The following is a 25,399-nucleotide window of genomic DNA, read 5'->3' as shown; positions in this document are numbered from 1 at the left end:
GATCGGTGATCGGCTCTCAAGCCTTGGCAGGCATCGGCGTAATCGGTGCTGCCGGAACATTCGCCGCAGCCGCGCGCTGGTAAGCCTCCCGGATTCGCATACGCTCGAGATAGGGCTGGGCATTGTCACAGATGCCGACACCGTAGGCGACCGCCCAGTCCAGGCACGTCGTCAGCAGGATATCGGCGCTGCTGAAGCGCTCGCCCATGAGGAAATCCCGGCCGTCGGCCAGCGCGACCTCGACGTGGCGCATCTGCGCCCGAAAATATTCGGCGGCTTGAGCGACGACCTCCGGCGCAACGCCGTAAATCGGGCCTAGCGCATCGGCGCTGTGACGGCGCATCACATACAGGCTGGTCGAGTCGAGCTCGGTGACGATGAAGAAGCACCATTCCAGCCACGCGGCATAGTCGCGGGTAGATTCCGGAATCAACGCACGCTCTGGCGTCGAGTACATGCGCGACAAATATGCGACGATCGCGGCACTTTCCCCAATGCAGAAATCGCCGTCCTGCAGCAGCGGAACTTTCTGGCGAGGATTGAGCCTGGTATATTCGGCGGTCTTTGTCTCGCCGGTCCGCGGGCCGATCGGCTTGGTTTTGTAGGGCAAGCCAAGCTCGTGCATCGCCCAGTGAGGTCGAACGGTGCGGCTTGTCCCAACGCCCCACAGAGTGAGGTCTGGACTGTCGCTCATGTCACCATTTCTCCGCAGCGGGACGAAGGTCAAGTTCATGGGTCCAGCCGTCGCGGCTTTGCTGATGAGCGAACCAATACGCTTCGGCAATCGAGGAGGTCTTGGTCAGGCTGTCGGGAGGGATCTCGCTGGCCTCGACCCCCCTGGCCGCCTTCATGCGCTGATGAATGGCTTCGCTATCGACGCCGGCATCGATGATGAGGTGGACGATGTGAATGTTCTTGGGCCCGAGCTCGCGTGCCATGGCCTGGGCCACCGCGCGCAGGCCGAATTTTGCCGATGCAAACGCAGCAAACCCCTTGCTGCCGCGGATGCTTGCGGTCGCGCCGGTAAAAAAGATGGTGCCGCGTCCGCGCTGAAGCATGACGCGCGCGGCCTCACGTCCGACCAGGAAGCCCGCGTAGCACGCCAGCTCCCAGGCTTTGAAGAAGAGCTTCTCGGTGGTCTCCAGCAGCGGCTTGTTGACGTTCGATCCGGCATTGAACAGACAGATCTCGATCGGCCCGATGTCGCGTTCGACGTCCGCGAACAGCTTCTGCACTTCCGCTTCCTGGCGGGCATCGACGCTGAATGCGTGGATGCCGCAGCCTTTCGCCCTGAGCTCATCCACCAGCGCCTGGGACTTGGCCGCATCGCGCCTGCAGATGCAAACAATGTAGCCCTCGCTGGCAAAGCGCCGCGCAACGGCCGCGCCGATGGCATCACCCGCGCCGACCAGAATCGCGACCCCGCGATTTTCTCCCATGCTCGCCTCTCCCATAAGTTCTTATTTGATACGTTATCGGTATCGTCTGAAAGCTACGTTGTAAACGGGGTTTTGGAGTCTCTGAATGGGGCAGTAAACTTGCCGTTTCCTGATCCTAACCGTGACTACAAAATATCGATTGACGAGTTCTAAAAAAGAACGCATGTTTCGCCGCGAGGCGCAATGCTGAAAATGGCGCCGATGTTCTTCAGTCGGGAGGTGGTTAGTCGTGGCGAAGCTGTCGCAAGCACTCGGTCTTGGTCCGACTGCTTTTCAGTATGTCGGGCCCCATCGAGCAATCTACCGGCAGCCATCTTGCCAAAGCGCTCGACCAAATCGCGCCGATCGAGAACTGCGCCGTGGCCATGGTAGCCTCGATCAGCGCGATGGTGGAATCCCCATCGTTTGGTCTGGCTCAAACACCGTGATCCACGTTCGGAGTCGATAGAACAGCTTCGCAAAAAGCGCGCCTAACCTAACCGGGAGAAGTTCCTTGAAAAAGAGAAATGCAACCGTCGCCGTGATCGGCGCCGGCGATTTCATCGGCGGCGAGATCGCCAAGAAGTTTGCCTCCGAGGGCTTTACTGTCTTCGCTGGCCGCCGCAACGGGGACAAGCTGGCTCCGTTGGTCAAGGAGATCGAAGCTGCAGGAGGCGAGATCCAGGCCCGCTCGCTCGACGCACGCAAGGAGGAGGAGATCATCTCCTTCCTGAACGACGCCGACAAGCACGCGCCGTTGGAGGTCTGTATCTTCAACATCGGTGCCAACGTCAACTTCCCGATCCTCGACACCACCGAGCGCGTATTCCGCAAGGTCTGGGAGATGGCTTGCTACTCGGGCTTCCTCGCCGGGCGCGAGGCGGCCCGGCTGATGCTGCCGCGCGGCCAGGGCAACATTTTCTTCACCGGCGCGACTGCTTCCTTACGCGGTGGCAGCGGCTATGCCGCCTTTGCCAGCGCCAAATTCGGGCTGCGCGCTGTGGCGCAGGCGATGGCGCGCGAACTCGGCCCGAAGAATATCCATGTCGCCCACCTCGTCATCGATTCCGGCGTCGACACCGAGTGGGTACGGCAGCGGCGCCTGGAAGCGCTCGGCCCCAATGCGCTCGACGATCCAGACCTGTTGATGCCGCCGGCCTCGGTCGCGGCGTCCTATTGGCAGCTCTATCAGCAACCGAAGAGCGCCTGGACGTTCGAGATGGAAATCCGCCCCTTCGGTGAGAAGTGGTAGGACGCGCATAATGGAACTCGCACTGTCTCCCGAAGATGCAGCCTTCCGTGATGAGGTGCGCGCTTTCATCGCCGAAAACTATCCGAAGGAAATGCGGGTCCCCAATCCGGAGACCGACCTGACCAAGGAGCAATCATTGCTCTGGCACCGCATTCTCTACAAGAAGGGCTGGATCGCGCCGCTCTGGCCCAAGGAATATGGCGGCCCCGGCTGGTCGATCACCCGACGTTTCATCTTCGAGCAGGAAACAAGCCGGGCCGGGACGCTGCCGCCGTTGGCATTCAGCGTCACCATGGTAGGTCCGGTCATCTACACCTTCGGCAGCGACGCGCAAAAACAGAGATTCTTGCCGCGGATCCTGTCGGGTGAGGATTGGTGGTGCCAGGGCTATTCCGAGCCGGGCTCGGGCTCGGACCTCGCCACGGTCCGGACCAAGGCCGTGCGCGACGGCGACCACTACATCGTCAATGGTCACAAGACCTGGACGACGTTGGCGCAACACGCCGACTGGATCTTCTGTCTTGTGCGCACCGATCCGGGCGCAAAGCCTCAGGCCGGCATCTCGTTCCTCCTGATCGACATGAAATCGCCCGGCGTCACGGTGCGTCCGATCATCACGATCGACGGATCGCACGAGGTCAATGACGTCTTCCTTGAGGATGTCCGCGTTCCTGTCGAGAACCTAATCGGCGAGGAGAACAAGGGCTGGACCTACGCCAAATTCCTGCTGGGTAACGAGCGCACCAGCATGGCCGGGATCGGCCGGTCGACGCGCTATCTCGAACGGCTGAAGAAGGTCGTGAAGGCGGAGATCGCAGCGGACGATCCGGCGCGTCTCGAGTTCAGCAAGGAGATCGGCCGGATCGAGCTCGATGTGCTTGCGCTTGAGGCTACTGAACTACGGGTCATTGCCCAGATGGCGCGCGGCATCGATCCGGGGCCTGCGGCCTCGCTGTTCAAGATCCGCGGCACCGAGATCTTTCAGGGGATTACCGAGCTGACGCATCGCGCCATCGGTAATTACGGACTGGCGCTTCGCGAGCAACCGTCGAGTGCAAACCAGTTCATGCCGGGGCCCGACTACGGCCACACCGCGTCGGAAAAGTACCTGAATGCGCGCAAGCTCAGCATCTACGGCGGATCGAACGAGATCCAGCGCAACATCATCGCCAAAGCGGTGCTCGGTCTCTAGCAACAGCGCGACGAGAGGATCGGATGGATATCCAGTTCACGGAAGAGCAGGAATTGTTGCGCTCCAGCGTACAGCGCATGCTACGCGACCAATACAGCTTCGAGGCGCGCCGCAAGATCGTGGCCAGCGAAGAGGGGTGGAGCCGCAGGCAGTGGGGCGCCTTTGCGGAGCTCGGCCTGCTCGCCGCGCCCTTCGCCGAGGAGAGCGGCGGACTAGGCGGCGGCCCGCTCTCCACGATGATCATTGCCCAGGAGTTCGGTCGTCATCTGGTGGTTGAACCGTACGTCGAGACGGTCGTGCTCGCCGGAGGCTTGATCGAGCATGCGGGGAGTGATCAGCAGAAGCAGGCCTTCATTCCCGATATCATCGCCGGACAGAAGATCTGGGCACTGGCCTGGACCGAGAAGGCGTCGCGCTTCGACCTCGCCAGTATCGCAGCAGAGGCCCGGCGCGAGGGCGAGGATCACATCCTCACTGGCGAGAAGACCGCTGTCATCGCCGCGCCCTGGGCCGATTATCTCATCGTCTCGGCGCGCACCGCAGGCAGGCGCGGCGATCGCGCCGGCGTCAGCCTCTTCGTCGTGGATGCCCGGGCGGCCAATCTCGATGTGCGCAGCTTCAAGACGATTGATGGCCGCCGGGCCGCAGAAATTACCTTCCGCGAAGTTCGCGGCGAGTTGCTCGGCAGGGAGGGTGAGGGCATAGCTCTCCTGGAAGCCTGCCGCGACAGGGCCATCGGCGCGCTCTGTGCCGAGGCGGTCGGCGCGATGACTGAGTTGAACTCCGCGACGCTGGAATTCTCCAAGGCCCGAAAGCAGTTCGGCGTCACCATCGGCAGCTTTCAGGTGCTGCAACACCGGATGGTCGACATGTTCATCGCTCATCAGGAGGCGCTCTCCCTGATGCAGCATCTCAATCTCAGCCTGGGCGCCGGCGAGAGCGGCATCTCGCGGCTCGCCTCCGGCGCCAAGTCGAAGGTCGGCTATGCCGGCAAGTTCATCGCCGACCAAGCGGTGCAGCTGCATGGCGGCATGGGCATGACCGACGAATTGAACGTCGGCCACTACTTCAAGCGAATCTCCTCCATCAACATCCAGTTCGGTGATCCCGCGCACCACTTGCTGCGTTATGTGCAGCTCGACGCGGCAGCGTAACCAAAGAGGCAGCCATGACGACAGAGGCAGTTATCGTTTCCACCGCCCGTACCGGCGTCGGCAAGGCCTATCGGGGTGCATTGAACAACACCGAGGGACCGACCATGGCCGGTCATGTGATGGCCGAAGCGGTCAGGCGCGCGGGCATCGAGCCCGGCGAGGTTGAGGACGTGGTGATGGGGTGCGCGATGCAACAGGGCACCATGGTAATGAACGTCGCACGCAAGGGGGCGATTCGTGCCGGCCTGCCGGTCACGGTCGCCGGCACCACAATCGATCGGCAGTGCGCATCCGGCCTGCAGGCCATAGCGGTCGCGGCACGTTCGATCACGCTCGATGGTGTCGAGATCGCAATCGGAGGCGGCATCGAGTCGATCAGTCTGGTGCAGAACGAGCACATGAACAGGTTCCACGCGGTCGACGACGAACTGATGGCGATGAAGCCGGAGATGTACATGTCGATGCTCGACACCGCCGAGATCGTCGCCGAGCGTTACAAGATCGGCCGCGACCAGCAGGACGAATACAGCCTCGAATGTCAGCGCCGCATCGGTGCCGCGGTGCAGGCCGGCCGCTTCGATGACGAGATCGTCCCGATTACGACCAGGATGGCCGTCGTCAACAAGGACACCAAGGAGGTCACCTATCAGCAGGTGACGCTGTCAAAGGATGAAGGCCCACGCCCCGAGACCACGGCGGAAGGCCTTGCGAAGATCAAGCCGGTGTTCGAGGGCAAGACCATCACGGCGGGCAATGCCAGCCAGCTCTCCGACGGCGCCTCAGCCTGCGTGATCATGAGCGACAAGATCGCCGCCAAGAAGGGCCTGAAGCCGCTCGGCATCTTCCGCGGCTTCGTCGCCGCCGGTGTCGAGCCGGACGAAATGGGCATCGGTCCGGTCGCGGCCATCCCGCGCCTTCTCAAGCGGCACGGCCTGAAGATCGGTGACATCGATCTCTGGGAGTTGAATGAAGCCTATGCGGTCCAGATGATCTACTGCCGCGACAAGCTCGGCATCGATCCGGACAAGCTCAACGTCAACGGCGGCTCGATCGCGATCGGTCATCCCTATGGCATGACGGGCAGCCGGCTTGCAGGGCACATCCTGATCGAGGGCCGGCGGCGCAAGGCAAAGTACGGCGTTGTCACCATGTGCATCGGTGGCGGTATGGGCGCGGCCGGCCTGTTCGAAATCGTCAACTGACCGGAAAGCGGAGAAGCGCACGTGAAGACAGCAATTACCGAACTGTTCGGCATCCAGCATCCGATCATCCAGGGCGGCATGCATTATGTCGGCTTTGCCGAGCTGGCAGCCGCGGTGTCGAACGCCGGCGGTCTCGGCATCATCACCGGCCTGACCCAGCGGACGCCGGAGCTACTGGCCAAGGAAATCGCGCGCTGCCGCGACATGACCGACAAGCCGTTGGGCGTGAACCTGACCTTCCTGCCGAGCTTCACCGCGCCGCCTTATCCGGAATACATCGCCGCCATCAAGGAAGGCGGCGTCAAGGCGGTGGAGACCGCTGGCCGCAGCCCCGAGCAGTATATGCCCGCACTGAAGGCGGCTGGCATCAAGGTGATCCACAAATGCACCTCGGTACGGCATTCGCTGAAAGCCGAGAAGATCGGCTGCGATGCCGTCAGCGTCGACGGCTTCGAATGCGGCGGCCATCCCGGTGAGGACGATATCCCTAACATGATCCTGTTGCCGCGCGCGGCGGATGAGCTGAAGATTCCGTTCGTGGCCTCGGGGGGCATGGCGGATGCGCGGAGCCTCGTTGCCGCGCTGTCGATGGGCGCGGCCGGTATGAACATGGGCACCCGCTTCGTCGCGACCAAGGAAGCCCCCGTCCATGCCAACGTGAAGCAGGCTCTGGTCAAAGCCACCGAGCTCGACACCGTGCTGGTGATGCGTGCGCTGCGCAACACCGAGCGCGTGCTGAAGAACAAGGGGGTCGATCAGCTGCTCGAAGTTGAGCGCGAGAAAGGCGCCAGCCTCAAGATCGAGGACATCCATGAGCAGGTGGCGGGCGTCTACCCCAAGGTGATGGTCGACGGCGATATGGACGCGGGCGCCTGGAGCTGCGGCATGGTGGTCGGACTGATCCACGACATCCCGACGGTGAAGGAGCTGATCGACCGTATCATGAGCGAGGCCGAGCAGATCATCCGGGAGCGTCTGATCGGGTTCCTCGATGCTGCCGAGCACAGACCCGCTGTCGCCCGGGCGATTGCGTGAGGGCTTCCGGACGCTTGTGCTGCTACCGTATGCCTTGACGAGATTGCGCACGCATAATCGTGCGTGCGTTGATTGCGATCGATGAAGCTCGACTGGCGAGCGGCCGACTGTCAGCAGCCTTGGGAAGGAGAATGTATGGATCCGGCTGACTTCCACTACTATGAGCCCTCGAAGGGTCACGGACTCCGACATAATCCGTTCAACGCGATAGTCGCGCCGCGTCCGATTGGCTGGATTTCATCGCGGAATGCGGCCGGGCAACTGAATCTTGCCCCGTACAGCTTCTTCAATGCGTTTCTCTACGACCCTCCAATCATCGGGTTCTCCTCTATTTCATGGAAGGACACCGTCAAGAACGTAAGCGAGACCCGGGAGTTTGTCTGGAATCTGGTTACGATGGATCTGGGCGAGCGCATGAACACGACTGCGGCGCCTCTCGATCACGGCGTGAGCGAGTTCGAAGCAGCAGGGCTGACGCCAGTACCCGGGCGACACGTAGCTGTGCCGCGGGTAGGCGAGAGCAGGGCGGCAATGGAATGCAAGGTCGTTGACGTCTCTCAGTTGGCGAATGCGCGCGGCGAGAAGGTGGAAGGGTGGTTCGTGCTCGGCGAGGTCGTCGCGGTATACATCGACAAGTCCTTGATCGAGGACGGCGTCTACAACACGGCACTTGCTCGTCCCATTCTGCGCGCCGGCCGTGGTGGAGATTACCTTGAGGTCAGGACGGAAAACATGTTTGAGATGAAGCGGCCGTCTGGCAGTAGCAAACCGGAATTCCACGGCGCTTGATTGAAGCCAATCAAGACCCTGGGCGCCACGCGTACACGCAAAGAGCCAGCAGAGAAAACGTGCTCAACACGACGCCTAGCGCCAACATTGCTTGATGCGACACCGTGGCGGCAAGCCATACGCCGACCGCGGCAGTCATCATTTGCGAGAAGCCCAGCAGCGCCGACGCCGCGCCGGCTTTCTCCCCGAATGGAGAGAGCGCTCGCGCGGTGGCTAGTGGACTGACAATGCCCATGCCGAGGAGAAATACGCTCATCGCGCCTAGAAATGGCAAGAAAGTCGGGCTGACCATCGAGATGAGCATGATCGCAATGCTGCTGGCGGCCGTCGCCCACAACCCTGCCCGGATCGGGCCATCAAGTCCGTAGCGCGGTGCCAATCTCGTCGCCAGCATACCGGCGGCGAATACGATAAAGACAGTGCCAGCGAAGAAGAGGCCGAGTTGGATCGGCGTGAAGTGCAGCGCTTCGATCAATAAGCGCGGTGCAGCCGAAAACATCGAGAACAAGCCGCCAATGATCAGGCTCCCGGTTGCGGCCGGGATAGCAAAACGAGGATCGCCAAAAAGGCCAGCATAGGTCCTGACGATGGCGGCCGGATTGAGCGGCGTCCGGATCGAATGGTGGGTTTCGCCGAGGACGATGCCGTAGCCAATGGCGCTCACAGCGGCGAACGCCGCGACGAGCGCGAATTCGGAGCGCCAGCCAAAGCTGTGATCGAGTGCGCCGCCAAGCAGCGGCGAAAATCCAGGAGCTGCCGACATCACGATCATGATCAGCGCCATCGCGCGTGCCAGCGCCGCGCCACTGAACATGTCGCGGGCGATGGCACGAGACAGCACTGATGTCGCGCAAGCGCCGGCAGCTTGCACGATGCGGCCTGCCAAGAGATTAGGTAAATCGTTCGCCAAACCGCAACAAACACTGCCGCCGATGAACACGGCAAATCCGATCAGGACCGGCCAGCGTCTTCCGTAGCGATCCGAAAGCGGCCCGACCAGAAGCTGGCCCAGCCCAAATACTGCTAGAAAGGCGGTGATGGCGGACGTGACCGCCGCGCTCGTGACATTCAACGAGATCGCAATTTGAGGCAGCGAAGGCAGCAAAATGTTTGTCGCGAGCGTTCCCATGGCGGCCAGGACGGAAAGGACCGCGATCGCGAGGCCGCTGGAGGCGGGAACATCCCGCCGCACGCTCTCGGTCGTGAGGCACTGGTCAGTCATGGGAACTTTCGCGCTGATGGGGATAGGCAGGCGACGAAGACGCGGTTCGTGCCGCTCGCCGAGCCCTTTCTTGGCGGATCGACCGTGCTATCTGCGGACGACGCGCTCGATTGCGATGGCGGTGGCTTCACCGCCACCGATGCAAAGGGCTGCAACGCCGCGTCTGAGATTCTGCGCCTCTAGCGCGTGCAACAACGTCACGATCAGGCGAGCGCCGGTAGCACCGATGGGATGACCGAGCGCACAGGCGCCGCCATTGACGTTTAGCTTCTCCCTGGGAATGCCGAGATCCTTCTGCGCCGCCATCGCCACCACGGCAAAGGCCTCGTTGATCTCGAACAGATCGACATCGCCGACGCTCCAGCCGATCTTATCCAACAGCTTGCGAATGGCCGGGATCGGCGCCGTGGTGAACCATTGCGGCTCCTGACTGTGGGTGGTGTGGCCCTTGATCTCGGCCAGCACAGGGAGGCCGTCGCGATCCGCGAGCGAGCGCTTTGCGAGAATGAGGGCTGCGGCGCCATCGGCATTAGCGGAGGAGGCGGCCGGCGTGATGGTGCCGTTGGCGCGGAACGCGGCTTTCAGCCCCGGGATCTTGGCGGGATCGACCTTGAGCGGGTGCTCGTCATTGGCGATGATCCGCGGCCCGGCCTTTTCGGGTAGTGTGATTGGCACGATCTCGACCTTAAACGCGCCGCCCTCGACCGCCTTGCGCGCGCGGGTCAACGTCTCGATCGCGTAGGCGTCCTGGTCCTGCCGGGTGAATTGATAGGCCTCGGCGGTCGCCTCGCCGAAATCGCCCATCGAGCGCCCGGTCTCATAGGCGTCCTCCAGTCCGTCCATCAGCATGTGATCGATGATCCGGTCGTGCCCGGCGCGATACCCACCCCTCGCTTTCGCCAGCAGATAGGGAGCATTGCTCATGCTCTCCATTCCTCCGGACAACACGATCTCCGCTGATCCCGCGTTGATGATGTCATGGGCGAGCATAGTCGCCTTCATACCGGAGCCGCAGACCTTGTTAACGGTCGTGGCGCCAGTGGCGTCAGGCAGCTTGGCGCCGCGGGCGGCTTGGCGTGCCGGGGCCTGGCCCTGCCCGGCCGGCAGCACATTGCCCATGAACAGCTCGTCGATCCTTTCAGGCGCCAGCTTCGCCCGCTCCAGCGCTGCGCCGATCACGTGAGCACCGAGCTTGTGAGCACTCAGCGACGACAACTCGCCCATGAACCGCCCAAGTGGCGTGCGCGCGGCGGAAAGAATGACGATGGGATCGGAAGCGGCGGCCATTGAACTCTCCTGCCGATATCTGTTGTTATATGACGATAATCATATAAGATAGGCGGCATTGCAATGAAATCCTGCCGTAGGCTTCAAGGAAGCGCGGTTCCAGAACTGTTCGGAGAGGACGAGTAGGGTTGTACAGCCGGTCCTCTTGGGAGCTTGCAACGGAGTGGCGATGCGTTACGGAGAGAACCACAGGCGTCGGACGCACCGTCGGATAGTCGAAAATGCCTCTTACGGTTTACGCCAGAAGGGCGCCAAAGGGCTCAGTGTTATCGACTTGATGAAGCTTGCAGGTCTGACGCATGGCGGCTTCTATAACCATTTCGAGTCTCGTGAAGCGCTTGTTGGCGAGGCGATAGCCTTCGCAATGGACCAGACCACCGATCGTTGGAGAAAGCTGACCAACGACAAGGCCAATGGTGAACGCTTCCAGACGCTGATTGCCGACTATCTCAGTCCCCGGCATCGAGACAATCCCAAACACGGTTGCGCCCTTCCAACCCTGGCGGTCGATGTCGCTCGATCGGGCTCGAGCGAACAGCAGGCCTTGGCGGCCAAACTGGAGAGGATGATCGATGTCTTCATCGAGTTGCTTCCCGATGAGTCACCGCGGCAGGCTCGCCAGATCGCGACGGGCGCTATCGCAACCCTGGTTGGATCGGTCGTGCTGTCGCGCGCCGTCGGCGTTGGGAAGCTTTCCGACGGCATTCTCGCTGCGGGACGCATGACTGCCGGTGGCCGGACCCAAAAGCCTCGGCGTAGAGCGACAAGGACGACGCGCTGCGACAATTAGCAATGTCAGGGAGGTGACCATGACGGCCGGCAAATGGCTCAAGACAGCATGTAACCTGTGCTACATCAATTGCGGGATCGAAGTTTGGGTGAATGACGGTCGCCTGGAGAAAGTGCGCGGCGATCGTTCGAGTCCGAAATCACAGGGATACCTGTGCAACAAGGCGGCCCGAATTCCATATTATGCGAACGACAAGGATCGCCTCACGACCCCGCTGCGTCGCCGCGCCGACGGCGGATTTGATGAGATCGAGTGGGACGTGGCGATCGCGGAAATAGCGGCGCAGTTGCTAGAGATCGTCGACAAGCATGGCGGAAAGACTATTGCCCTTTACGGCGGTGGCGGGCAGGGCAACCATGCCGGCGGCGCCTACGCCAGTGGTTTTTTGCGTGCGCTGGGTTCGCGCAGCGTATTCAACGCACTTTCGCAGGAAAAAACCGGCGACTTCTGGGTCAATGGTCATATGTTCGGCAGCCAGACGTGCCACACTGCCGAAGACGTGCATCATTGCGATCTTCTGCTTGTGATCGGTGCAAATCCCTGGATCGCGCACGGCTTCCCCAATGCGCGCGATCATCTCAACCAAATTCGCAAGGATCCCGAACGCAAGCTGATCGTCATCGACCCACGGCGAACCGAAACTGCCGAAATGGCGGACCTGCATCTGGCAGTTCGTCCCGGTGCCGACGCGTTTCTCCTTGGCGCCTTGTCGGCCACGCTTATCCGTTCCGACCGGATCGACCATGCCTTCATTCAGGAGCACACGACAGGCTTCGCGGAAGTGAGGCAGGCGCTGCTGAACATCCCCGTCGAAGAATGGGCTGCCGCCGCCGATATCTCGATCGCGGACCTGGAGCGGTGCGCTGCGATGATTGCGGCCGCGAAGGCCATGGTGGTGCGGGTCGAGCTTGGCATTCAGCAAGGCACCAACTCGACACTCAACTCCTATCTTGAGAAGCTCTTGATCATGCTTTCCGGAAATTTCGGCCGGAAAGGTACCAACCAACTGCATAGCTGGCTTCAACCACTGTGGGGCAACTCACCGAACCAGACGTTTGCGCCAACCGGCGACGCGATCATTGGGGGACTGTTGCCTCCCAACATCTTCCCCGAAGCGGTGCTCAATGACCATCCCGACCGGTTGCGCTGCGCTTGGGTCGACAGTTCCAATCCCGCCAACACGGCAGCAAATACGGAGGCGGTAGAACGTGCGCTGCGCTCGCTCGAGCTATGTGTCGTGGTCGATGTTGCGATGACCGAAACCGCGCGGCTCGCGCACTATGTTCTCCCTGCGTCTTCGCAATTTGAGAAAACAGAGTTTACCCTGTTCAACTTCGAGTTTCCGACGAACTATTTCCAGGTTCGTGCGGCTGCCTTGCCGCCGCTTGCCGGCACCTTGCCGGAGCCTGAGATCTACACGCGGCTTGCCATCGCCTTGGGGCTTCTGCCGGGCGATAATGTGCTCGCGCCGCTGCGCGAAATAGCACGGCGCTCGCGACCGGAATTCGCCGCGGCCTTTCGTGCTTTCATCGGGGAAAACCCTGCGGCAGTGCCTGCCCTCGTGCTCTACCATACGCTGGGGCAGACGCTTCCGGATGGTACGGCGGCCGCGGCGCCTATGTGGAGCGCGGCACTGGCTTGCGCGAAGCGGTCGCCTCAAGCGGTGCGGCGGGCGATCGGCGCATCGGACGACGTGGCGGATCGTCAGCTCGGCGACCTCCTGTTCGATACGATCGTGTCCGCCCGTCAGGGCACGGCCATTACACGCCACGACTATGACGAGGTCTGGTCATTGATCGGCCATTCGGATCGCAAGGTCCGGCTGGTCGTCCCGCAGATGTTGGAATGGTTGGCGCGTCTCGATCCGGAAGCCGCGGGCGCGCCAAAGGAGTTCCCGTTCATGCTGGCGGCTGGTGGCCGCCGCATGTTCAATGCCAACCAGATCTTTCGCGATCCCGCGTGGCGTCGCGACGATCCGGACGGTGCCATGCTGATCAATTCGAGCGAACTGAGGAATCTGGGCGCGGAGGATGGTGACTGGGTCGCGGTGGAGTCCGTGGTCGGCCGGCTCGTGGTGCGCTGTAAGGTCGACGACGGCATGAGGAATGGGCAGCTCGCGCTCCCGCACGGCTACGGCCAGGCATACCCGGCGTCGGACGGAGAGCGACTGATCAACGGGCCACGTATCAATCTGCTCACAGAGAGCGGCAACCGCGATCCAATTGCCGGTACGCCCTACCACAAGAATGTTGCGGTTCGTTTGGCCCTGGTGTCTGCGCAGGAGGCAGCCGCCTATCAGTCGCAGTCCGAGCGAATTCATTTGAGATCGGCCGGACAGTAACGCGGAGAGAGTCCAGATGAGTGATAAACCAATCGCGATCGTGACCGGGGTCGGGCCGGGCACCGGAGCTGCCATCGTCAAGCGCTTCTCTGCCGGCCGGTTTCGTATCATAGCGCTCGCTCGTTCAACGGAGCTCATCAATCACCTGGCGCAAGAGCTTCCTGATGTCCATGCGATGACCTGCGACGTCTCAGACGAGAACCAGGTGCGGACCGTAGTTGCTGATGTAAAGCGGCGTTTTGGCGCGGCTGAAGTTCTCGTCCACAACGCGGTGGGCGGGGGCTGGGGAGGCTTTCGTGAGATCGATCCGAAGATGCTGAAGGGCAATTTCGAGGTCAACGTGATGGGCTTGTTGTACCTGGCGCGCGAAGTGGCTCCTGACATGATCGACCGAGGCAAGGGCGCAATCCTGGTGACCGGAAATACGTCTTCGATCCGGGGCAAAGCCAATTTCGCCGGCTTCGCGCCGACAAAGGCGGCCCAGCGCATTCTTGCTGAATCGATTGCGCGTGAGGTGGGACCTCTCGGCGTCCACGTCGCTTATGTCCTCATCGACGCCGTGATCGACACCCCTCGTATGCGCGCGCGGATGAGCGACAAACCAGATGAATTTTTCATCAGGCCTGAAGCGATCGCCGAAGAACTATTTCATCTCTGCGGTCAGGACCGATCGGCCTGGTCATTTCTTACTGAGCTGCGGCCATTCCGCGAAAATTGGTAATCCCCGGCTGACGCGAAAACGATCACCCGTAGTGCGCGCTTTGTCATTCGGAGAGCTCTGCGCGAAACTTGAAAGGACATGACATGGCGGATGAATCAATCTCAATAGATACCGGAACGGACGAACTGCTGTGTGTGATTCGGGACCGCGTCGCCGTGATCACTTTGAACCGACCGGCGGCACGAAATTCGCTGTCCGATCATCTCACGCCGGCGTTGCGTCGGATAATCAAGCGCAGCGGTGATGATCCGGACGTCGGAGCATTGCTGATTACCGGCGCGGGTACCGCCTTCTGTTCGGGCGGCGACGTCAAGGGGATGGGCAGCAACACTGCACCACCGGCCATGTCAGTCAGTGAGAAGGTCGAGCGATTAAGGGATCGCCAGCGAACCCTCACCGGCGTACTTGTCTCGGTGCGCAAGCCCACCATCGCGGCCTTGCCGGGAGCGGCGGCTGGCGCCGGACTTGCCATCGCGCTCGCCTGTGACATTCGTATTGCAGCCGAATCCGCCATCATGACGACTGGGTACGCCAAGATTGCGCTGACCGGCGATTACGGCATTTCGTGGCTATTGACCCGGCTGGCCGGAACGTCGCGTGCTCGCGAACTCATGTATTTGTCCGAACGGCTCGATGCACGCCGTTGTGAGGTACTGGGACTGGTAAATCGCGTGGTGTCCGATTCTGAACTGCAACAGGAAGCATTTGCAGTGGCAAGGATGTTGGCGAACGGTCCGGGGAGCGCGTTTGCCTCTATCAAGGACAATCTCGATCTTGCGCTGTCGGCTGACTTCCTGACGTCATTGGATCAGGAGGCCGAGAGGATGGTACTTGCGGCAGCGACTACGCAACACGCCGAAGCCGTCCGAGCTTTCATTGAGAAACGTTCTCCCAGTTACAGGTGACACCCGCTGAGTAAATTTGCGGTGCCGGGCGCGAAGGGCAACGTCGTCATTGCAGTGAAGCAATAGGTCACCAAACGCATTGGAGGCAGCAACATGACTCAATCCAACCGCGACACCCAGACTTCCGCCCAGGAGGTTGCTATCATTATCGGCGGCGGCCCGGGTATCAGCTCGAGTTGCGCCAGGCTGTTCGCGGAAAGCGGTATGCATGTCGGCGTTGCAGCCAGGAATCCCGAAAAGGCGGTGCTTGAAAGTCTCGAGAAAACGTATGGTGTGCGTCGGTACGCCTGCGATGCAAGCGAACCGGCAGCCGTGGCACGGCTGTTCGAGAATGTCGTTCAAGAGATCGGAATGCCAAGGCTTGTCGTGCACAACATCGACGGCCGGGTTCCCGGCATTTTCCGCAAGAACGTGATCGAAGCCGACCCGGTCATGGTGCTCGAAACTCTTCGAAACTCGGCGTTCAGCGCGTTCTTAGTAGGGCAACAGGCAGCTCGCCTCATGCTGGGGAATCAACCCGACGCCAATGGCGCGAGAGGAACGATCATCTTCACGAACGCCAGCGCGGCGCTCAAGGGCTTCCCGTCAAGTGGGGCGTTTGCAATGGCATGTCATGCCAAGTCCGGACTCGCGCAAAGCATGGCAAGAGAATTGATGCCGCAGGGTATCCACATCGCGAACGTGCCGATCGACGCCGCGATCGGCTGGACCCAGCAGGACGGTACCCGCGCGCACCGGCTGGCGGGAACAACTATCGACGACAATATGGCAGACCCCGATCATATCGCGAAAACCTATCTGCAGCTTCATCGGCAGCATCGGTCGACCTGGGCATTCGAAGTCGTCCTCCGGCCGTGGGTCGAGAAATGGTGACTCTGGGTGCGCGAACTCTCAACCCGGCGAACGCATGCCAATCCCGACGGAAGCTTCTCAAACCTGAGCGGTAGCGCAAGCGTTGAACCAGGATCAGCAGACTCCAGCGCTGATCACCACAGCTGCGTTCGCACGGACACTCTGCCTGCAATTCCAAAGAGGAATTGTGCGATTGCATCAAATTTGCCGGCTTTTGAGGTCACCGCAGCGCCATTCGTGTTGACAGTTCTATTTTAGAACTATTTACTGATCGGCAGATGAAGTGACAGTGCGAACCCTCCCGTTCGAAGGGGAGCGCTCTGCGCGCACAAAAACACAGTACCAGGGAGGACGGCATGAGGAGCGTGGACGATATCACTGCGGCCGAGTTGCTGGATGGATTACCGTCCAGGGTACACGAGGTCTACGCGCCCTTCGTCCGGGATATTCCGGATCATCCGGCTTTCGTGGAAGGGGGGCGTTCGTGGACTTACCGGCAGTTCTCCGATGCCGTGAACGCCGCGGCGAAGGATCTCGCCGATCTCGGGATCAGGCCCGGCGATCGCGTGATGATTGCGAGCGAGAACAGCGTGGCTCTGGGCGCGATGCTCTTTGCGGCCAGCAAGCTCGATGCATGGGGCATCGCGGTGAATCCCCGCCTCTCGGCCCGGGAGATCGACCAGATCGGGACGCATAGCGGCGCTAGGCGCGTGATGTTCAACGCGGCGCTCTCGAAGGAAGCCGCCGATCACGCCGGCCGCATCGGAGCCAAGATCAGCGCCGTGGGGCCGTTTGGCGGAATTGGCATCGGTCCTCTCAATGTCGATGCGGAACCGGAGCCCGTCGAGAGAGATGGGGCGCGGCAGGTTGCGGGTCTTCTTTACACATCGGGCACGACCGGTGCCCCGAAGGGGGTCATGTTGAGCCACCGCAACCTCCTTTTCACCGGAAGAGTTTCGGGGCTGCTGCGCAAGAACGATCCGGCCGACCGCATCTATGGTGTGCTGCCAATGTCCCACATCGTCGGATATTCGATTCTGCTGATTGCAACGCTGATGCATGGCAGCACCCTGCACGTCGTAGCCAAGGCCGATCCGGCTGCGCTGGCACATGCCATAGCCGAAGAGGGTATTACGAGCCTGTTCGGCGTGCCCGCCACATATCAGCGTTTGCTCGAATACAAGGCTGTCAAGGGTATCCAACGGCTCGATCGGGGCAGGTTGCGGCTCATGTCTGTCGCCGGCGCTCCCCTCGACCTCGATCTCAAAAAGCGGATCGAGGACGAGTTTGGAATCCCGCTCTTGAACAATTACGGCATCACCGAATGCTCGCCGGGCTTGTCGGGCGTCCGTTCAGAGCATCCTGTCGCAGACGAGTCAGTTGGCCCCTTTCTTCCCGGTATCGAGCACCGGATCGTGGACATGCAAGGCAACAAAGTCGCGACCGGTGAGGTCGGCGAATTGCACGTCCGGGGCCCCAATGTAATGCTCGGCTACTATCGCGCTCCGGAATTGACGGCGGCGGCGATCGACGACCAGGGATGGTTCAACACGGGGGACCTCGCCCGGGTCAACCGCGAGGCGCATCTGTATATCGCCGGGCGCACCAAGGAACTGATAATCCGCTCCGGCTTCAACGTTTACCCCGCCGAGGTGGAGGCTGTGCTGAACTCGCACGACAAGGTGGTGCAATCGGCCGTCGTTGGACGGTCGGTCGACGGCAACGAGGAGGTCGTCGCGTTCGTGCAGCTTCTTCCCGGCGCACGCGTTAGCGCCGAGGACCTGAAGTCGTACGCGGCTCAACAGCTCGCATCGTACAAGCGTCCGACCGAGGTGATCCTGCTCGAGGCTCTGCCATCGGCCTCCACCGGCAAGATACTCAAACACAAATTGCGCGAGATGGCGACCGCGCCGGCGGTCGCAACCAGGTCCGATGTGGCGGCTGCGGTCTGACGCATGCAGGGAACATAACGAGGGTGTTCAGAACACGCTTTGACCGCTGGGAGAAGAAATCGAGAAGCGGCGCGAGCCGTCGCCGGAAGGAGAGATGTCCATGTTTGGCAAGATCATGATTGCGGCCGCAATCGCGGTATTCGAACAATGATGAGTTGATGCGCCGCACAAGAGTGCCGCTCGTCGCTCACGCCGTGGACATTGGAGAACTACTCGGGCAACCCGGCTTTACGAAAACCCTCAATCATCAGCTGCGCATCGGTTGATAGCCGGCTCCCAGCGACCCACGCCGACGTTGTGAAGGTGGGGTTCAAGTCAAGCACACCAGCTGCCGCCTCACGGGTTCAGCGTCCCATCGGAGATGTGCGAAAAGCGGATGCGAGGCAGCGGTAGGTCCTGGTTAGGAAGAGTTCTGGCGCTGGGCTCTCTTCCCTGCAACGATGGCCTGGTCAAAGCGACGAAGCTCAATAAGGGCAAAGCCCATACCGGTTGACGCTGTGAACTGTTGCGGGTCCGCCGGGCTCATTCGCATGGCACGTTCAAAGCTCCGGATCCCTTCCTCCGGCTGCCCGCAACGTTGCAGCCCCAGCCTCTGCGGCTCCATATGCGTGCGGTCGCGATCGCTACGTCTGTTCGCGCTGCGAAGACGATCCGCTGCACGACCCGGCCGCTCTCACGTGGGCAAATAGTCCGCTGAAGGCGCCGGTGGGCCCGAGACATGAGCGGCCCCCGGCGGCAACGGCTACTACGGGTCGCGGCGCTCCCGGTGCCGGAACGGATCGGCGGCGTCGTCATGACCTGAGCGGCTACTGAAGAACATTAAGGCCATGAGCCCGCACCCGACGAGAAGCGAGAAGAAGGTGCCTAGCCCCAGCGCGATCCACCCGTGCTTCCCCATCTCGACGCCGCTGCTCGCAGTCCACACGGAGACGGCCCAGACGCCTGTGAGGATCAATACGGCGCCCAGGACGACCAGCAGGACGATTTGACCGGTACTGAGACCTCTCATCGCTTCACCTGTTCGTGCCGGCTCTGGATGAACCGCGAACGCGGGCAGGCGTTCCGGTGTGCGCTGCGGGCAGCTCCCGAGCAGGCGGGACGGCCGCGTCTCATCAGAGCCACCAATTATTGGCGGCGGCGACCGTCTGAAAGTGGACGGCCACCACGTGGGATGTTGCGATCAGTTGCTCCGAATCCTGCTCATAAGCCGCTCGCAGGCGCGTACGGACTTCGTCCGATGGCTGCGTGATCTTCACCGCCATTCGTGAGAGCTTTACGGCCAGCTCGAAGCCGGCCTGGGGTGTATCGGACTTCAATGACGGTAGCCAATTTTCGCTCATATGCCGCATCCTTTGTTGGGCAGGAGTGCTCACTGCGTCAGCTTGACGGGCGCCTTGTCGAACGTGTGCAGGTAGGCGATCAGATCCTTGATCTTCTGCTCGTCCTTGATGCCGGCGAACGCCATCTTGGTGCCGGGGATCTTGGCTTTCGGGTCCTTGATGTACTCGGAGAAGGTCGCCTCGTCCCAGGTGATGCCGGACTTCTTGTTGGCCTCCGAGTAGTTGTAGCCCTCGACCGATCCCGCCTTCCGTCCGATCAGCCCGTTGAGGACCGGGCCGACGACGTTCTTGGCCGTGTCGCCGACCTGGTGACAGGCCTTGCAGACGGCAAAGACCTTCTCGCCCGCAGCGGCATCCTGGGCGCCGGCTTGGCCGAGACCCGCTGTGAGAAACAAGGCTACAAGTGCTGTCCGGTTCATCAAGGTCTCCTTTTCCTTAGGATTGAAGTCGATCGATCAAGCGGTGATTTCGGATGACTTGCCCGCCGCATCCATGAGATGGACGCGTTCGACATCGACGTATGGCAACAGCGAACGGATTCGCTGTTCCGGCATCAGGCTGAACGCGGTCGAGAGCGCATCGGCTGCAGTGGCGCTTCGAGCGACGGTCGTCACGCTTTGATAACGATGAGCGCTGCCTCCCGTCGCCGGATCGAACGGGTGGTTGAAGCGGCCTTCGGCATCGAACCGGAACCCGTAGCTTCCCGAGGTCGACACCGCCCGGTCGACGATCGGAACGAGCGTGGCGATGCGGCTCGCGACCTCCGGATCGGCGACGCCCACTTCCCAGGGGCGGCCGTCCGGCCGCGCGGATCGAGGCCCGACGGCTTGAGCTTTGCGTCGCAACGCATCTTGCGGCCCTCGAACAGCGTCTGGAAGGGGCGGCTGCGGTGCGCACGCGCGAACTCCGCGAAACGACCATGCGGATGGCCGACGAGGTCGGCGATTTCGGAAGCTTTCCGGAGACGCTCGAGCAGCGGGACGCGCCGACGATCGCCGAGGCGTTGGCGGACGCCTATCTCGAAGGTGCCGAGCGCTCCGGCGATGCCGAGCGCGTCGAAGCCTTGCAGCACCTGGCGGAGCGGGCAATCTCGAGCTTGGCCTGGCTGCGCTCGCTTGGCGCCGAATGAGGCGCTTCCCAGCACGCAGCAGATGCAGAAACTCGACTCCTCACCCGCTATCGGCCAGAAAACCTCGCCAGTGCCGGCCGTAGGACCGGCTGGACGACCTCCCGGCAGAATACTGGCGGGCACTCTTGGAGTACGCTCTACCTCACGGACACTTCCGGAGGCGCATAGGTAGGGCGTTCGTTGGCCGTAACGTAATCCCCTGCAGTGGCCAGACTTTGGTGCCCGGCAGAAGGTCCAGATCGAAGCGTCGCATCAGCACCGCCAACACGATCGTCGCCTCCTGCAGCGCAAAGGATGATCCGATGCAGGTCCGGGGACCTGCGCCGAAGGGCAGGTAGGCGAAACGAGGCACTTCGCTTCTTGCCGGCGGCAAGAAGCGCGACGGGTCGAACATATCCGGCCGGTCCCACAGGCGCTCGTGCCGATGCAGCACGTAGGGTGCGATAACGATCAGGGACCGGGCGTCGATCTCATGAGATCCCAGATTGTCCGGCCGTTCGGACATTCGGCTGAGCGCGGCGATGGGGGGATAGAGCCGCAGGGCCTCTTCCACGACCGCCCGCGTCACCGGCAGCCGATCGGGCAGCCCGGCCGTCGGGCCGCTCAGTTCGCGCTCCGCTTCCTCTCGAACGCGAGCCCGCCACGCAGGCGCCTGCGAGAGCAGAAAAATCGACCACGCCAGCGAATTGGCCGTCGTCTCATGGCCGGCGGAGAGGAACGTGAGGATGTTCGACCTCACCTCGGCGCGGCTCATCGGCTGTCCCGTCGAAGGATCGAGCGTGCGGAGCAGCAGTGTCAGGATGTCGTTCGGATCGTCCTTGCCGGCCGAGCAGGCAAGTCGACGGCGCCGCGCTTCGATGATCTCGTCGATTACGCGCTCGAAGTAGCTCATCGTCCGGCGCAGCCTCGCCCGCCCTGGGCGCGGCACGAATTCCGGAACGCCGAATAGATCGAGCGCGCCGATGCGTCCGATGACCCCGAAATAGGCGTTCATGGCCAGACGAAATTCTTCAAAATCTCCGCCGATCCCATCGGAGAAGATGGTCAGGGCCAGTACCTTGAGCGTGAGCAACGTCATCTCGGCGGCAGCGTCGACCACGGTACCGCAGCCGAGGCGGCTCCATTTGCCCGCGAGCTCGTCCGCCGCGGTTAGTATCGCCTCGCTGAAGGAGGCGACGGTCCGCTTTGCGAATAGCGGTGCCAAAGTCCGGCGCTGCATCTCCCAGCGGCTTCCTTCCACGCTCAATAGGCCGTCGGCGAGACCGGAGGATAGGATGCGGCGCTGGATTGGGTCCTTGCGGTAGTTGTCCGCGTTGTCGAGAAGAACGCGCTTGATCGCGGCCGGGTCGTGAACCAGAAATGCCCGGGCAAAGGGCAGTCTGACCTTCGCAATCGGTTCACGGAAAAACTCGGCGCTCCAGCATTCGAGAGGGTTCCTTCTCAGGGTCTGGATGATCTCGATCAGCCCGAGCCGCCTCGGCGGCGGCACGGGAGCCGGTGGTCGATAGTCACTATCGGTCAGACTGCGATCCAGCATGGGAGCGAGCCGGTTCGGCGCCCGGGTGGGGCGAAGGTGGACGCCTCCGGGCGATTGTCCATCAGTTGGATGAACAGACCTTGACCGTCTCCATGCCGGTCTCCGCTTCCGCGCGTGTCTTGTAGATGGTACCAGATCGGCTGACGACGATCATGGAGGTCTCCGTCGGCTTCTTGTCGAGGATCGTGCACTTCTTCGTCTTCATATCCTGAGCGATGTAGAATTCGTTGGCCGCTAGGGCCGGAGCGACGGAAGCTAAAACGAGACCTGCGGCAGCAAACGGCCTGAGCTTCATATCTTCCTCCTTCCGAACGCCGGCAGTCAGGCCGGCAAGGAACAACAGGAAAAAACGGCAATTTGTTCCTAGCCCGGAACACTGCGGGCACGCCCGCGGTCCAGATCGAGCCGCCCCTAAGGACCCGCATCGTCGTCCCCGCACGCCTTCCTCGCGAGCCGCTCCATCTCACCCGGGGAGCATCCGTTGCATCACGCGGTCGCGGTAAACGAAGATGTGCGCCAGCGCGGCAGCCAGGTGGATCCCTATCAGCGCAAGCAAGGACCACTCCGCCGCCTGGTGCAGCCCGTCGATAGCCTTTCCGGCGGCCGCGTTGTCGGACGCGAGCATCGGCAGCGGAACGAGGTAGAATAACTTCAGCGACCAACCGCGGTAAGATGCGAACAGCCAGCCGGTGAGGGTCGTCGCCAGCACCGAAATGTAGAGCATCCAGTGCACGACCTCCGAGCTCAGGCGCTGCCACGCCACAAGCGAGGTTTCCGGCGCAACCGGATGTGTCAATCGCCAGACGAAACGCACAACGATAAGCGCAAGGATTACGATGCCGATAGAGACGTGGAAGGTCATCGGAGCCCCCGGTCTCTGGCCGCGGTGGACGTCCGGCATCAACCAGCCGATCGGATACTGCACGGCCAGGAGACCGACGATCGTCCAGTGCAGGATTTTTGCGGTCCTCCCGTAGCGCAAGCGAAGGGTGGTCATGCTAGGGTCCTCCGGTCGGTTTGGCCGTGCCAATAACGCCCGCGGTTCGGTGCCGTTTCTCGCTATCCGAGGAGATCGACGAGGAGCAGGGAAACCGTCGTGAACAGGCCCGCGACCGGCACCCACATCGGAACGAAGAATACGCCGGCAGGACGAGTCAATTCGGCTGCCTTGATCCGAAGCAGCGCCAGATTGACCAAGGCAAAGATTCCGAGCGTCAGGCGCGAAGTCCACTCGGCCAAGCCCGTCAGCGGAATGCCCAGCGCAAGGATCAGGATGGCTCCAACCCCGAAGAGGGTCGCCACGATGGGCGTGCGGCTTCTGGCGTTCACTTTCCCAAGAAGTTCGGGAAGGCTACCCTGGTCGGCCAGCCCATACAGCACGCGTCCTATCATGATCATATGAACGATGATGCCGTTGATCGTCGCGACGATCGCGATGGCGCCCAAGACCTGCAGAGGAAGACCCGTCAGCCGCTGAAATACCAGGGCGAGCGGAGCGGAGGAGCGCGCGAGCTCGATCGGCGGCACGGCGACGACCGCGATCCACACGACGGCTGCGTAGAGAAGCGCGGTGACGCCGAGCGTGATGAGGAGCGCCCAAGGCAACGTCCGGAGAGGATTCTTCATTTCCTCGGAGATGTTCACCAGGTGTTCGAAGCCGATGAACGCAAACACTGCGAGCAGCGAAGTTCGCGCGATGCCGGACCAGGCCCCCGGGTCATGCAGCGAAGGCCAAAGTTCAGGCAGACGCGAGACGAGCGCGCCGCCATTGAACAGGCCGGCGGCGAGGATGAGGATCAACCCTCCGATCTCGACGACCGTCATCAGCCCCGCGAAGCTGATGGACTGAACCGCGGAAAGGCAGGCGATGGCTCCCATCGCGAGCACGACGCCGGCGATGATCCAGGCAGCAGGGAGCGGCACGAAGACGCCGATGTAACCGGCGCTCCCGACGCTGATGGTGGCGCCTGAGATCGTCGCCGCGGCCACCACGAGCAGTCCTGTGGCGCCGCTAAGCCATTTCCGGTGAAAGGCTGCCTGGACGTAAGCTGCCTCGCTTGCCGCGACCGGCAGTCGCGTGCCCAATTCGGCAAAGGTTCCTGCGGTCATGCCCATCACGACCGCGGCGGCGAGGAACGCGAGAGGCGCGTGCATGCCGCTCCGTGCCGCTGCCGCCCCGACCAAGACGTAGATTCCGGCGCCGATCGTGACGCCCAGCCCATAGAGCACCGCATGCGTCAGCGTTAGTGAGCGGATCAGCTTCGGCCGTTTTTCAGTGCTCATTTTCTTTGGTCGCCGAGGGGCCCATGAGAGCCGACGTGACCTTCTTTGCCATGGCCACGCGAGCACTGCTTGACGCTGATCAAGTGCATCTCAAGCGCGCTACGGCACCATTCCGGGCAGGCAGGCACGCGTTTTCGCGGCCCGGCGCTGATGCGACGCCTAGCCGAAGAGGTGCGCGAGCCAGTACGCCGCTCCTGCGGCCAAGCCGCCGACCAGCAGCGTCTGCGCCGCGGATTTTAGCTTGTTGACGCCGGTGAAGTGCCCCTTGACGGCTCCGAAGCACAGCAGGGCCATGCCTGTCGCGGCAACCGAGATCTGCAGGGCCGTTCCGATGTCTTTCGTGAACATATAGGGCATCAGCGGAATCAGACCGCCGACCACGTAGGACCCGCCGATGGTGACGGCGCTGATCGGCGCCCGCTTCGGATCGGGACGCTCTAGGCCCAGTTCGAAGCGCATCATGAAATCGACCCAACGCTGCCTGTCGGACGCGATCGCGCCGACCACGGACTTCAGCGTATCTCCTTGAAGTCCGTACTCGCGGAAAACGCTCTCGACTTCCTCGATCTCCCGTTCGCGCAGGTGCTCGACTTCGTGCTGCTCGCGCTGTTCCTCGGCCGCATAGTGCTCCGCGTCCGTGCGCGCCGCGAGATAGCCGCCGAGCCCCATCGCGATGGCGCCGGCGACGACTTCGGCGAGGCCGGCGGTGACGATGACGTCCGTGCTGGCGACCGCCGCCGACAGACCGGCGGCCAGCGCGAACGGGACCGTCAGACCGTCGGCCATGCCGATCGCGACGTCGCGGACGCTTTCGGTGGCGGTGAAGTGCTTTTCGACATGGGACGTGGAGGGCACGGTGATGCTCCTGCTTGACGAAGTTGATGGTCGAGTCCGAAGAAGGCTGCCTAGTCGGCAGCCCTCTTGCGACCGGAGATCATGGAGACGACCAGGTTTTCGCGATGCTCGAAGCTCGCGATCAGCACGCCGAGAAAATGCGC

26 protein-coding genes are annotated in these 25,399 nt (G+C 62.1%); 13 read left to right on the top strand and 13 right to left on the bottom strand.

The genetic code is table 11. From position 1 onward, the window contains the following. Positions 1 to 16: 16 nt before the first annotated feature. Together AC0L21_RS04595 and AC0L21_RS04590 are read right to left on the bottom strand one after the other, a co-directional pair. Positions 17 to 694, bottom strand: a complete 678-nt coding sequence (locus AC0L21_RS04595) for a glutathione S-transferase family protein (RefSeq protein ID WP_473258669.1) — start codon at positions 692 to 694, stop codon at positions 17 to 19. Position 695: 1 nt separating this feature from the next. Continuing rightward, complete coding sequence (locus AC0L21_RS04590) at positions 696 to 1,439, bottom strand: SDR family NAD(P)-dependent oxidoreductase (RefSeq protein ID WP_473258667.1); 744 nt, start codon at positions 1,437 to 1,439, stop codon at positions 696 to 698. Positions 1,440 to 1,932: 493 nt separating this feature from the next. On the opposite strand from AC0L21_RS04590, the gene AC0L21_RS04585 reads away from it, so the two are divergent. From AC0L21_RS04585 to AC0L21_RS04560, 6 genes are all read left to right on the top strand, one after another. Further along, positions 1,933 to 2,670 carry an SDR family oxidoreductase gene (locus AC0L21_RS04585; protein ID WP_473258665.1) on the top strand — a complete coding sequence of 246 codons (738 nt, stop codon included), beginning with the start codon at positions 1,933 to 1,935 and terminating at the stop codon, positions 2,668 to 2,670. A gap of 10 nt (positions 2,671 to 2,680) precedes the next feature. Then, positions 2,681 to 3,862, top strand: a complete 1,182-nt coding sequence (locus AC0L21_RS04580) for an acyl-CoA dehydrogenase family protein (protein WP_473258663.1) — start codon at positions 2,681 to 2,683, stop codon at positions 3,860 to 3,862. A gap of 23 nt (positions 3,863 to 3,885) precedes the next feature. After that, entirely contained in the window at positions 3,886 to 5,016 is a 1,131-nt protein-coding gene (locus AC0L21_RS04575) for an acyl-CoA dehydrogenase family protein (protein ID WP_473258661.1), read from the top strand. Positions 5,017 to 5,030: 14 nt separating this feature from the next. Beyond that, positions 5,031 to 6,218 carry an acetyl-CoA C-acyltransferase gene (locus tag AC0L21_RS04570; protein WP_473258659.1) on the top strand — a complete coding sequence of 396 codons (1,188 nt, stop codon included), beginning with the start codon at positions 5,031 to 5,033 and terminating at the stop codon, positions 6,216 to 6,218. Positions 6,219 to 6,239: 21 nt separating this feature from the next. Then, positions 6,240 to 7,253 (top strand): NAD(P)H-dependent flavin oxidoreductase, encoded by a 1,014-nt coding sequence (locus AC0L21_RS04565; RefSeq protein WP_473258657.1) that lies wholly within the window; start codon positions 6,240 to 6,242, stop codon positions 7,251 to 7,253. A 135-nt stretch (positions 7,254 to 7,388) separates the two neighbouring features. Beyond that, a complete protein-coding gene (locus AC0L21_RS04560) occupies positions 7,389 to 8,042 on the top strand; it encodes a flavin reductase family protein (protein WP_473258654.1) in 654 nt (217 codons plus the stop codon). Positions 8,043 to 8,052: 10 nt separating this feature from the next. Here the strand turns inward: AC0L21_RS04560 and AC0L21_RS04555 are convergent, their stop codons facing one another. Together AC0L21_RS04555 and AC0L21_RS04550 are read right to left on the bottom strand one after the other, a co-directional pair. Then, positions 8,053 to 9,264 carry a multidrug effflux MFS transporter gene (locus tag AC0L21_RS04555; protein ID WP_473258652.1) on the bottom strand — a complete coding sequence of 404 codons (1,212 nt, stop codon included), beginning with the start codon at positions 9,262 to 9,264 and terminating at the stop codon, positions 8,053 to 8,055. 87 nt (positions 9,265 to 9,351) lie between these two features. Further along, positions 9,352 to 10,551: an acetyl-CoA C-acyltransferase gene (locus AC0L21_RS04550; RefSeq protein WP_473258649.1), complete on the bottom strand. Its 1,200-nt coding sequence runs from the start codon at positions 10,549 to 10,551 to the stop codon at positions 9,352 to 9,354. A gap of 169 nt (positions 10,552 to 10,720) precedes the next feature. Here AC0L21_RS04550 and AC0L21_RS04545 point away from each other — a divergent pair, with 169 nt between their 5' ends. The 6 genes from AC0L21_RS04545 to AC0L21_RS04520 all read left to right on the top strand — a co-directional run bounded on the left by AC0L21_RS04545 (position 10,721) and on the right by AC0L21_RS04520 (position 18,112). Next, positions 10,721 to 11,341: a TetR/AcrR family transcriptional regulator gene (locus AC0L21_RS04545; protein ID WP_473259417.1), complete on the top strand. Its 621-nt coding sequence runs from the start codon at positions 10,721 to 10,723 to the stop codon at positions 11,339 to 11,341. Between the two features lie 19 nt (positions 11,342 to 11,360). Then, positions 11,361 to 13,682 (top strand): molybdopterin-dependent oxidoreductase, encoded by a 2,322-nt coding sequence (locus AC0L21_RS04540; protein ID WP_473258647.1) that lies wholly within the window; start codon positions 11,361 to 11,363, stop codon positions 13,680 to 13,682. A gap of 16 nt (positions 13,683 to 13,698) precedes the next feature. After that, positions 13,699 to 14,403, top strand: coding sequence for an SDR family NAD(P)-dependent oxidoreductase (locus tag AC0L21_RS04535; RefSeq protein ID WP_473258645.1), 705 nt, complete (start codon positions 13,699 to 13,701; stop codon positions 14,401 to 14,403). A gap of 83 nt (positions 14,404 to 14,486) precedes the next feature. Continuing rightward, positions 14,487 to 15,308, top strand: a complete 822-nt coding sequence (locus AC0L21_RS04530) for an enoyl-CoA hydratase-related protein (RefSeq protein WP_473258643.1) — start codon at positions 14,487 to 14,489, stop codon at positions 15,306 to 15,308. A gap of 93 nt (positions 15,309 to 15,401) precedes the next feature. Beyond that, the gene (locus tag AC0L21_RS04525) at positions 15,402 to 16,181 is read left to right on the top strand and encodes an SDR family oxidoreductase (protein ID WP_473258641.1); all 780 of its coding nucleotides are present in this window, start codon (positions 15,402 to 15,404) and stop codon (positions 16,179 to 16,181) included. A 335-nt stretch (positions 16,182 to 16,516) separates the two neighbouring features. Then, a complete protein-coding gene (locus AC0L21_RS04520; RefSeq protein WP_473258639.1) occupies positions 16,517 to 18,112 on the top strand; it encodes a class I adenylate-forming enzyme family protein in 1,596 nt (531 codons plus the stop codon). 745 nt (positions 18,113 to 18,857) lie between these two features. Here AC0L21_RS04520 and AC0L21_RS04515 read toward each other — a convergent pair. The 4 genes from AC0L21_RS04515 to AC0L21_RS04500 all read right to left on the bottom strand — a co-directional run bounded on the left by AC0L21_RS04515 (position 18,858) and on the right by AC0L21_RS04500 (position 20,297). Continuing rightward, entirely contained in the window at positions 18,858 to 19,121 is a 264-nt protein-coding gene (locus AC0L21_RS04515; RefSeq protein ID WP_473258637.1) for a hypothetical protein, read from the bottom strand. 103 nt (positions 19,122 to 19,224) lie between these two features. Further along, positions 19,225 to 19,452 (bottom strand): hexameric tyrosine-coordinated heme protein, encoded by a 228-nt coding sequence (locus AC0L21_RS04510; RefSeq protein WP_473258633.1) that lies wholly within the window; start codon positions 19,450 to 19,452, stop codon positions 19,225 to 19,227. A 29-nt stretch (positions 19,453 to 19,481) separates the two neighbouring features. After that, the gene (locus AC0L21_RS04505) at positions 19,482 to 19,871 is read right to left on the bottom strand and encodes a c-type cytochrome (protein WP_339029104.1); all 390 of its coding nucleotides are present in this window, start codon (positions 19,869 to 19,871) and stop codon (positions 19,482 to 19,484) included. Positions 19,872 to 19,907: 36 nt separating this feature from the next. Next, positions 19,908 to 20,297, bottom strand: coding sequence for an FAD:protein FMN transferase (locus AC0L21_RS04500; protein ID WP_473258630.1), 390 nt, complete (start codon positions 20,295 to 20,297; stop codon positions 19,908 to 19,910). 80 nt (positions 20,298 to 20,377) lie between these two features. Between AC0L21_RS04500 and AC0L21_RS04495 the strand changes: the two genes are divergently transcribed. Beyond that, complete coding sequence (locus AC0L21_RS04495; protein ID WP_473258628.1) at positions 20,378 to 20,581, top strand: hypothetical protein; 204 nt, start codon at positions 20,378 to 20,380, stop codon at positions 20,579 to 20,581. Between the two features lie 142 nt (positions 20,582 to 20,723). On the opposite strand, the gene AC0L21_RS04490 is transcribed toward AC0L21_RS04495, so the two are convergent. From AC0L21_RS04490 to AC0L21_RS04470, 5 genes are all read right to left on the bottom strand, one after another. Further along, complete coding sequence (locus AC0L21_RS04490; RefSeq protein WP_473258626.1) at positions 20,724 to 22,118, bottom strand: cytochrome P450; 1,395 nt, start codon at positions 22,116 to 22,118, stop codon at positions 20,724 to 20,726. A 61-nt stretch (positions 22,119 to 22,179) separates the two neighbouring features. Continuing rightward, positions 22,180 to 22,413: a hypothetical protein gene (locus AC0L21_RS04485; RefSeq protein WP_473258624.1), complete on the bottom strand. Its 234-nt coding sequence runs from the start codon at positions 22,411 to 22,413 to the stop codon at positions 22,180 to 22,182. Positions 22,414 to 22,581: 168 nt separating this feature from the next. After that, complete coding sequence (locus AC0L21_RS04480) at positions 22,582 to 23,115, bottom strand: cytochrome b (protein WP_473258622.1); 534 nt, start codon at positions 23,113 to 23,115, stop codon at positions 22,582 to 22,584. Positions 23,116 to 23,177: 62 nt separating this feature from the next. Next, entirely contained in the window at positions 23,178 to 24,401 is a 1,224-nt protein-coding gene (locus tag AC0L21_RS04475; protein ID WP_473258620.1) for an APC family permease, read from the bottom strand. Between the two features lie 159 nt (positions 24,402 to 24,560). Next, positions 24,561 to 25,256: a VIT1/CCC1 transporter family protein gene (locus AC0L21_RS04470; protein ID WP_473258618.1), complete on the bottom strand. Its 696-nt coding sequence runs from the start codon at positions 25,254 to 25,256 to the stop codon at positions 24,561 to 24,563. Positions 25,257 to 25,399 lie beyond the last annotated feature (143 nt).

The organism is Bradyrhizobium sp. WSM4873 (assembly GCF_055811355.1).
Note: the sequence above shows the minus strand (reverse complement) of the source record. Positions and strands in the feature narration are given on the sequence as shown.

Bases quoted from the DNA above. Each gene is read 5' to 3' on its own strand.
- AC0L21_RS04510 (WP_473258633.1), bottom strand. From the start codon at position 19,452: ATGAGCGAAAATTGGCTACCGTCATTGAAGTCCGATACACCCCAGGCC.
- AC0L21_RS04495 (WP_473258628.1), top strand. From the start codon at position 20,378: ATGGCCGACGAGGTCGGCGATTTCGGAAGCTTTCCGGAGACGCTCGAG.
- AC0L21_RS04530 (WP_473258643.1), top strand. From the start codon at position 14,487: ATGGCGGATGAATCAATCTCAATAGATACCGGAACGGACGAACTGCTG.
- AC0L21_RS04580 (WP_473258663.1), top strand. From the start codon at position 2,681: ATGGAACTCGCACTGTCTCCCGAAGATGCAGCCTTCCGTGATGAGGTG.
- AC0L21_RS04590 (WP_473258667.1), bottom strand. From the start codon at position 1,439: ATGGGAGAAAATCGCGGGGTCGCGATTCTGGTCGGCGCGGGTGATGCC.
- AC0L21_RS04520 (WP_473258639.1), top strand. From the start codon at position 16,517: ATGAGGAGCGTGGACGATATCACTGCGGCCGAGTTGCTGGATGGATTA.
- AC0L21_RS04555 (WP_473258652.1), bottom strand. From the start codon at position 9,264: ATGACTGACCAGTGCCTCACGACCGAGAGCGTGCGGCGGGATGTTCCC.
- AC0L21_RS04525 (WP_473258641.1), top strand. From the start codon at position 15,402: ATGACTCAATCCAACCGCGACACCCAGACTTCCGCCCAGGAGGTTGCT.
- AC0L21_RS04545 (WP_473259417.1), top strand. From the start codon at position 10,721: ATGCGTTACGGAGAGAACCACAGGCGTCGGACGCACCGTCGGATAGTC.
- AC0L21_RS04515 (WP_473258637.1), bottom strand. From the start codon at position 19,121: ATGAGAGGTCTCAGTACCGGTCAAATCGTCCTGCTGGTCGTCCTGGGC.
- AC0L21_RS04535 (WP_473258645.1), top strand. From the start codon at position 13,699: ATGAGTGATAAACCAATCGCGATCGTGACCGGGGTCGGGCCGGGCACC.
- AC0L21_RS04540 (WP_473258647.1), top strand. From the start codon at position 11,361: ATGACGGCCGGCAAATGGCTCAAGACAGCATGTAACCTGTGCTACATC.
- AC0L21_RS04485 (WP_473258624.1), bottom strand. From the start codon at position 22,413: ATGAAGCTCAGGCCGTTTGCTGCCGCAGGTCTCGTTTTAGCTTCCGTC.
- AC0L21_RS04575 (WP_473258661.1), top strand. From the start codon at position 3,886: ATGGATATCCAGTTCACGGAAGAGCAGGAATTGTTGCGCTCCAGCGTA.
- AC0L21_RS04475 (WP_473258620.1), bottom strand. From the start codon at position 24,401: ATGAGCACTGAAAAACGGCCGAAGCTGATCCGCTCACTAACGCTGACG.
- AC0L21_RS04490 (WP_473258626.1), bottom strand. From the start codon at position 22,118: ATGCTGGATCGCAGTCTGACCGATAGTGACTATCGACCACCGGCTCCC.
- AC0L21_RS04505 (WP_339029104.1), bottom strand. From the start codon at position 19,871: ATGAACCGGACAGCACTTGTAGCCTTGTTTCTCACAGCGGGTCTCGGC.
- AC0L21_RS04570 (WP_473258659.1), top strand. From the start codon at position 5,031: ATGACGACAGAGGCAGTTATCGTTTCCACCGCCCGTACCGGCGTCGGC.
- AC0L21_RS04480 (WP_473258622.1), bottom strand. From the start codon at position 23,115: ATGACCACCCTTCGCTTGCGCTACGGGAGGACCGCAAAAATCCTGCAC.
- AC0L21_RS04560 (WP_473258654.1), top strand. From the start codon at position 7,389: ATGGATCCGGCTGACTTCCACTACTATGAGCCCTCGAAGGGTCACGGA.
- AC0L21_RS04595 (WP_473258669.1), bottom strand. From the start codon at position 694: ATGAGCGACAGTCCAGACCTCACTCTGTGGGGCGTTGGGACAAGCCGC.
- AC0L21_RS04550 (WP_473258649.1), bottom strand. From the start codon at position 10,551: ATGGCCGCCGCTTCCGATCCCATCGTCATTCTTTCCGCCGCGCGCACG.